4 protein-coding genes and 1 pseudogene are annotated in these 5,760 nt (G+C 63.2%); all 5 read left to right on the top strand.

The window, feature by feature from the left end:
• Nucleotides 1-2,219 (top strand): annotated as a pseudogene (locus tag ABIV12_RS11035) (ATP-dependent DNA helicase); the annotation flags it as partial.
• Between the two features lie 109 nt (nt 2,220-2,328).
• Nucleotides 2,329-2,889, top strand: coding sequence for a DUF4142 domain-containing protein (locus ABIV12_RS11030; RefSeq protein WP_348059198.1), 561 nt, complete (start codon nt 2,329-2,331; stop codon nt 2,887-2,889).
• 223 nt (nt 2,890-3,112) lie between these two features.
• On the top strand, nt 3,113-3,508 hold the full coding sequence (locus tag ABIV12_RS11025) for a hypothetical protein (protein WP_348059196.1): 396 nt from the start codon (nt 3,113-3,115) through the stop codon (nt 3,506-3,508).
• A gap of 262 nt (nt 3,509-3,770) precedes the next feature.
• Nucleotides 3,771-4,238, top strand: coding sequence for a prepilin-type N-terminal cleavage/methylation domain-containing protein (locus ABIV12_RS11020; RefSeq protein WP_348059194.1), 468 nt, complete (start codon nt 3,771-3,773; stop codon nt 4,236-4,238).
• Between the two features lie 21 nt (nt 4,239-4,259).
• Nucleotides 4,260-5,760, top strand: a 1,501-nt coding sequence (locus ABIV12_RS11015; RefSeq protein ID WP_348059192.1) for a HAMP domain-containing protein, incomplete at its 3' end; no start/stop codon positions are given.

Here is a 5,760-nt window from a genome sequence, read left to right as displayed (position 1 = left end):
GGCGCTGGAATGCGACCACTGCACTTGCGCTGCCGCGCTTTCAGGGAGGGTCCAGAGTCGCGCCGCAGTTGCAGCGGATGAAGTCCGAGGATCTGCTCGCGACGGTGTTTCCCGATCAGGTCGCGTGCGCCGAGAATCTGGTCGGCGAACGCGACGTGCCGGACCATCCGCTGGTCGAGCAGACTTTGCACGACTGCCTGCACGATGCGATGGACATCGACGCGCTGGTCGCGTTGCTGAAGGGACTCGAGCAGGGCGCGGTGCGCATCGTTTGCCGTGATCTCACCGGCCCGTCCCCGCTTGCGGCGGAGATTCTCGGTGCCCGCCCGTATGCGTTCCTCGACGATGCGCCGCTGGAGGAACGACGCACGCAGGCAGTCGCCAATCGTCGATGGACCGATCCGGACAGCGCTGACGATCTCGGTCGCCTCGATCCGGACGCGATCGACGCGGTGCGCGCGGAGGCGTGGCCGGAAGCGCGCTCGACCGACGAATTGCATGCGGCGTTGATGGGCGTTGCATTCTTCACCGATGCGGAAGTCGCAGCGAACGATGGCTGGCGCGCATGGCTGTCGACGTTGGCGGGCGACCGGCGCGTCGCCCGCCTGTCGCTGCCGACGGGAGACGCGTTGCACGATCCGATGGGCGTGTGGGTCCCCGCCGAACGACTGTCTCAGTTCGATGCCGTCGTTCCTGCGGCGCAACGAGCGCCCGCGATCGACGCGCCTGCAGAGTACGCGGCGACATCGTGGGCGAGTGAAGACGCACTCGTCGATCTTTTGCGTGCGCGGCTCACCGCGCTCGGACCAACCCGCGCCAGCGTGATCGCCGATTCGTTGGGCCTGACCGAAGCCAATGTGGAACTCGCGCTGCTGGCGCTCGAGGCGGAAGGCTTCGTGATGCGTGGGCGTTTCAGCGCCGCGGCACTCCCCGCCAACAGCCCGATCGAATGGTGCGAGCGTCATTTGCTCGCGCGCATCCATCGCTACACCGTCAAGCGTCTGCGCCGCGAGATCGAACCGGTCGAGCCACGGGACTTCATGCGCTTCCTGTTTGAATGGCAGCGTGTCGCGCCTGGCACGCAGGTGAATGGCCCGGATGCGCTCGCAGGTGTACTGGCGCAACTGGAAGGATTCGAAGCGGCCGCGTCGGCGTGGGAAAGCGACCTTCTCCCGACCCGCGTCGAGGGCTACGAGATTGCGTGGCTGGATGCGTTGTGTCAGGCCGGCCGCGTCGTCTGGACACGCTTGCGCACTGCCAGGGCGACCGGTCGTGAACGCGCGGGTGGACCCGTGCGCGCGACGCCGACGGTTCTTTTGCAAAGGCGCCACCGCGATGCGTGGTTGTCACTGGGCGGGTTGGCTGACGGGGTGGACGTTCCGCTGTCGTCGCGCGCGAAGGCGGTCGCCGATCATCTCGCCGAGCACGGTGCATCGTTCTTCGATGAACTGGCTGCCGGCACGCGGCTGCTCCACACCGAGCTCGAAGTCGCGCTCGGCGAACTGGTCGCCGGCGGACTCATCAATGCGGACAGTTTCAGCGGGCTGCGTGCACTGCTGGTGCCGTCTTCGAAACGGTCGTCGACGCGCCGCCGCATGGGCCGGCGCGTTGCACTGTTCGGCATCGAGGATGCCGGCCGCTGGTCGCTGGTCCGTCGTCGTGCGGCAGCCCCCGATGGCCCGACGCATCGACTCAACTTTGACGCACACGCAGTGGACCACGTCGCCCAGGTGCTGCTGAAGCGTTACGGCGTGGTTTGCTGGCGTCTGCTGGCGCACGAAGCCGACTGGTTGCCGCCATGGCGCGAACTGCTGCGCGTCTATCATCGCCTCGAAGCGCGTGGCGAACTGCGCGGAGGGCGATTCATCGCCGGTATCTCCGGCGAGCAATTTGCGCTGCCGGAAGCCATTGCATCGCTTCGCAGCATCCGCCAGCGAGCGTGCGACGAAACCTACGTGTGCGTGTGCGGCGCCGATCCGCTCAATCTCGTCGGCAACCTGATCGTCGGTGACAAGGTTCCGCGGCTGGTTGGATCGCGCGTGTTGTATCGCGATGGAGTGCCCGTCGCGACGCACATTGCCGGCGTCACGCGAGTACTCGACCATGTCGATGCGGCAGACGCGAATGCGCTCCGCATTCGCGTGATCCGCCGGGACAACGCGAACCGAGTTGTGGCAACCGCTATCGGACACCACGGCGCCGCTTCCGAAGAGGAATGATTCGGTGCTCGAAACTGAACGGTGTGCAGACCTGCAATGTCGGAAAAGGATCGCGTTAAGCATGCACATCCGATAGTGCCGGCGATGCAACACAGTCCAAGGAGATCTGATGAATATTGTGAAAACCCAGCTTTACGCCATGCTGTTTGCAGGCGCGACCTTTGCGGGCGGTGCCATCGCGCAGTTGCCGAAAGCACAGGAAGTTCCGGCGGGCCAGATGGCGAGCGCCGATGTCGACTTCCTGAAGACGGCAGACGCTGCCAACATGGATCAGCTGATGCTCGCCAAGCGCGCGGCGTCACGTGCGAAGTCCGGTGGCGCGCATTCGCTGGCCGACAACGTCGTGCACAGCTACAGCAAGGCTGACGACGCTCTTCGCCTTCTTGCGGGCACCAAGCATGTGGATCTCGCGCACAGGCCGACGCAGAAGGGTGGCGACGAAGCGGATGCGTTGCTTGATCGCAAGGGTTCGATCGATACCGCTTATGTGGAGTACGTCTCGCACAACACGGAAGACCTGATCGCAATGTATGAAACAGCGCGCGATCACAGTTCCGACGCGGACGTGCGTGGCTATGCCGACATCATGCTGGGCGCGCTGCGCGACCTGCAGCGTCAGTCGGGCGACTTGTTGTCACGCTCGAATGGCGGCGCGGTTCCGGGTCAGTAGTTCCACGTCTTTTGAAGCCCGGCCACCGCCTGCGGTGGCCGGGCTTTTTGACGTCCGGGATCTGCGTCGACCGCGGTAAATCGCTGTTTGGCGAACGTGATCTCGCGATGTCCACACTGATGGGTTCCGCGGCCGAGTGGCCTGCCGGTTTCATGTGCATGCTGTTACGCTCGCCATGTCTCCGCGCTGACGGTGCCTCGGTGCCTGCAAAGGAACAGCGACCATGAGTCACGTCGTCATCTCCAGCTTTGAAAACACAGATACCGGCGATCTCCAGGCGCAGGGCGAGGCGATCACCGTCTGTGCGTCCGAGGCGGCTGCGCGCGAGCACGTGGCCAATCGATGGCGCGTGCTCGAACAATCGGTTGCTGCCGCTGGCGCCGAGGATCCGGATGCCACCTTCATCGCGTGGCTGGTGATCTTCCGCATGCCCCTCGACGTCGACAACGTCGACGAAGCACTCGAGGATCTCGAACTGGTCATCGAAGAGACTGACACGCCCGACGATCCGTTCGGCGAATTGGCGATTGCCTATCAAGGCATGAAATACGCATCGGCTGCTGCAGTTGCCTATCCTCAAAAAGACGCGCTGGATGGACTGGAAGCGTGGCTCACCTGAGCCGCCTCCCATTCACCCTGGACAGCAGCCCGATGGTGTTGCCGCCAATGAAGGTCGCTCGTCCGCTACGCGTTGGTGGGGATCCCAAGTGCCCTCGTTTGCGGGCATGATGGCTGGCATTGAATCGAGGAATGAATTCGTCCTCGCGCACCCGTCGCGGCAATCATGGGCTTGTTTCTGAGGCGGTCACTCGACACTTTCTGGGCACGGAAATTGCTAGTTGGAACAATCGCTTTCGCGCAAAAAGGCCCAGAGCCCGACCATGCACACGCCAAGAACCCGAGTCCGTCGCAAATCCGGGTTTACCCTCCTCGAGTTGATGTTGACGATCGCGCTCATTGGAGTGATTGTCGCCATTGCGCTGCCGGCCTATCGGAATCAGGTGACGAAAAGCCGAAATGCCCAGGCGATTGCAGACATGCTCATGATCATGCACGCGATCGAGCGTTACTCGTCGGACAACCGTACGCTTCCGTCGTCGCTTTCCGATACCAGTGCCGCGCTCCCCGCCGATCCATGGGGACGACCCTATGTCTACTACAACATCGTTCAAAACGGGAGAGGCCATGCGCGAAAAGACCATGCGCTCAACCCGATCAATACCGACTACGACCTCTATACCAAGGGGCCTGATGGGCGAAGCAAGCCACAGGTGACCCAAAAAGACAGTCTCGACGATGTCATTCGAGCCTATAGCGGCACCTATCTAGGTGTCGCTGCGGACTTCTGACGCGGCGAAGCACTACGCGACATGATCATCTTGCGACGGCGGGTCGCCAATCGACTGCTCGGGGCGTTCCTTCTTGCGGCGCTCATCCCGCTGGTCGTATCCGACTGGATCTCCTACGCCGCGGTACGCGATCTGACGTCGTCACTGGCAGAAAAGAATCGCAGCTCGGCCGTCCGCCAGGCGGGACGGCAGGTGTTCGATCGTCTGCTCGCAGCCAAGGCGGTTCTAACCAGCCTCAATCTCTCGCACACCGACCCTGCGAGCGCAAGGGCGGCGCTGGTTGGTGAAGATCTCATGTTCCGCGATCTGATCGCGCGTGCCGAACCTCCGCCAACAGCGCCCTCGGCTCCCACGCTTGGAGAGCGTTGGGCACTTTGCGCGACGTCGGCCGTGTTCCCATCGACGGGCAAGGTACCGGTCGCGCTGTGCGCCAGCGCAAATCCAGGTGGCGCTCCGGTGAGTCTCCTGTTGGCGAGCGGCGCACTGGATGGTCCGGATTGGATCGGCGAAATCAACGGCGACTTTCTGTGGTCGCCGATCGTATCGGCCAGTGATGAACTTGACTGGCGTGTCATTGACGCCGCGGGGATCGAATGGATTTCACTGCGGAACGGGGTTGTCCTCCCATCCGCCGGGCGTCCTGCTGGCGCGCCCGACGGCGTCAACGCGACCCGAAGCGTCATTTTCATGCGAGCGGAGTTCGGCGCTTCGGACTGGTCATTCATTGCCAACGCGCCGATCCAGGTCGTGCGTTGGCAGGGGTTGCCACTGGCCACGTGGCTGTCGCTGGTCGCGGTTGCGACACTCCTGATGATCTCACTCGCCAGCCTTCGATTGATCCGGCGCGTTCTCGCGCCACTTCGCGCTTTGAATCAAGGGACATTGCAATTGGCCGAAGGAATTCGAAGCACTCGCGTCGCTGTCGTGCGCGCAGACGAATTCGGTGAGCTTGCCTCGGCATTCAACACGATGGCATCACGCATCGATGCGCAATGGGCGATGCTCGAAGGGTTCGCGCTGCTTGATCGCGACATCCTGGAGCAGAAGCCCGTTCACCAGATTGCCGAAACCATTCTTCGGCAACTCGCCATCCAGTATCCCGACGCCCGCATCGCGTTTGCTTGGATCGATTCGGACAATCGGTTGGTTCTGTGCACGCACGATGGGCAGAGTTCCGGACAAATGCAGGTCGAACGCATGTTGACGTTGGATGAAGCACGAGCGTTCAGGGTGCTGGCCGAAGACCTGGATTCGCGCAGCCTTGCGCTGTTGGATTTGCCGGAACGCCCCCTCCGGCTCCGCGAATCGTTGCTGAGACTTGTCGTCCAGAGTGGTGGCAACACCGTTGCTGCGATTGAAATCGCGTTGCAGGACCGCTCGGCTATCGCGCCGCAGGCCGCTCTGGAGGTGCGCGATCGGCTCGCGGTGGCGCTTGCCGCCCGCGAGCGCGAACGCGAACTCGTCCACCGCGCCATGCACGACAGCCTGACCGGACTGGCGAGCCGGTTTGCCTTGCACGCGA

The sequence above is a fragment of the Dokdonella sp. genome (genome assembly GCF_039926425.1).
Classification (GTDB): Bacteria; Pseudomonadota; Gammaproteobacteria; order Xanthomonadales; family Rhodanobacteraceae; genus Dokdonella_A.
The sequence above is the reverse complement of the archived record's forward strand: the minus strand, read 5'-3'. Positions and strand labels throughout refer to the sequence as shown.

Excerpts from the sequence above, each read along its gene's own strand:
- ABIV12_RS11030 (WP_348059198.1), top strand. The coding sequence starts at position 2,329 with ATGAATATTGTGAAAACCCAGCTTTACGCCATGCTGTTTGCAGGCGCG.
- ABIV12_RS11025 (WP_348059196.1), top strand. The coding sequence starts at position 3,113 with ATGAGTCACGTCGTCATCTCCAGCTTTGAAAACACAGATACCGGCGAT.
- ABIV12_RS11020 (WP_348059194.1), top strand. The coding sequence starts at position 3,771 with ATGCACACGCCAAGAACCCGAGTCCGTCGCAAATCCGGGTTTACCCTC.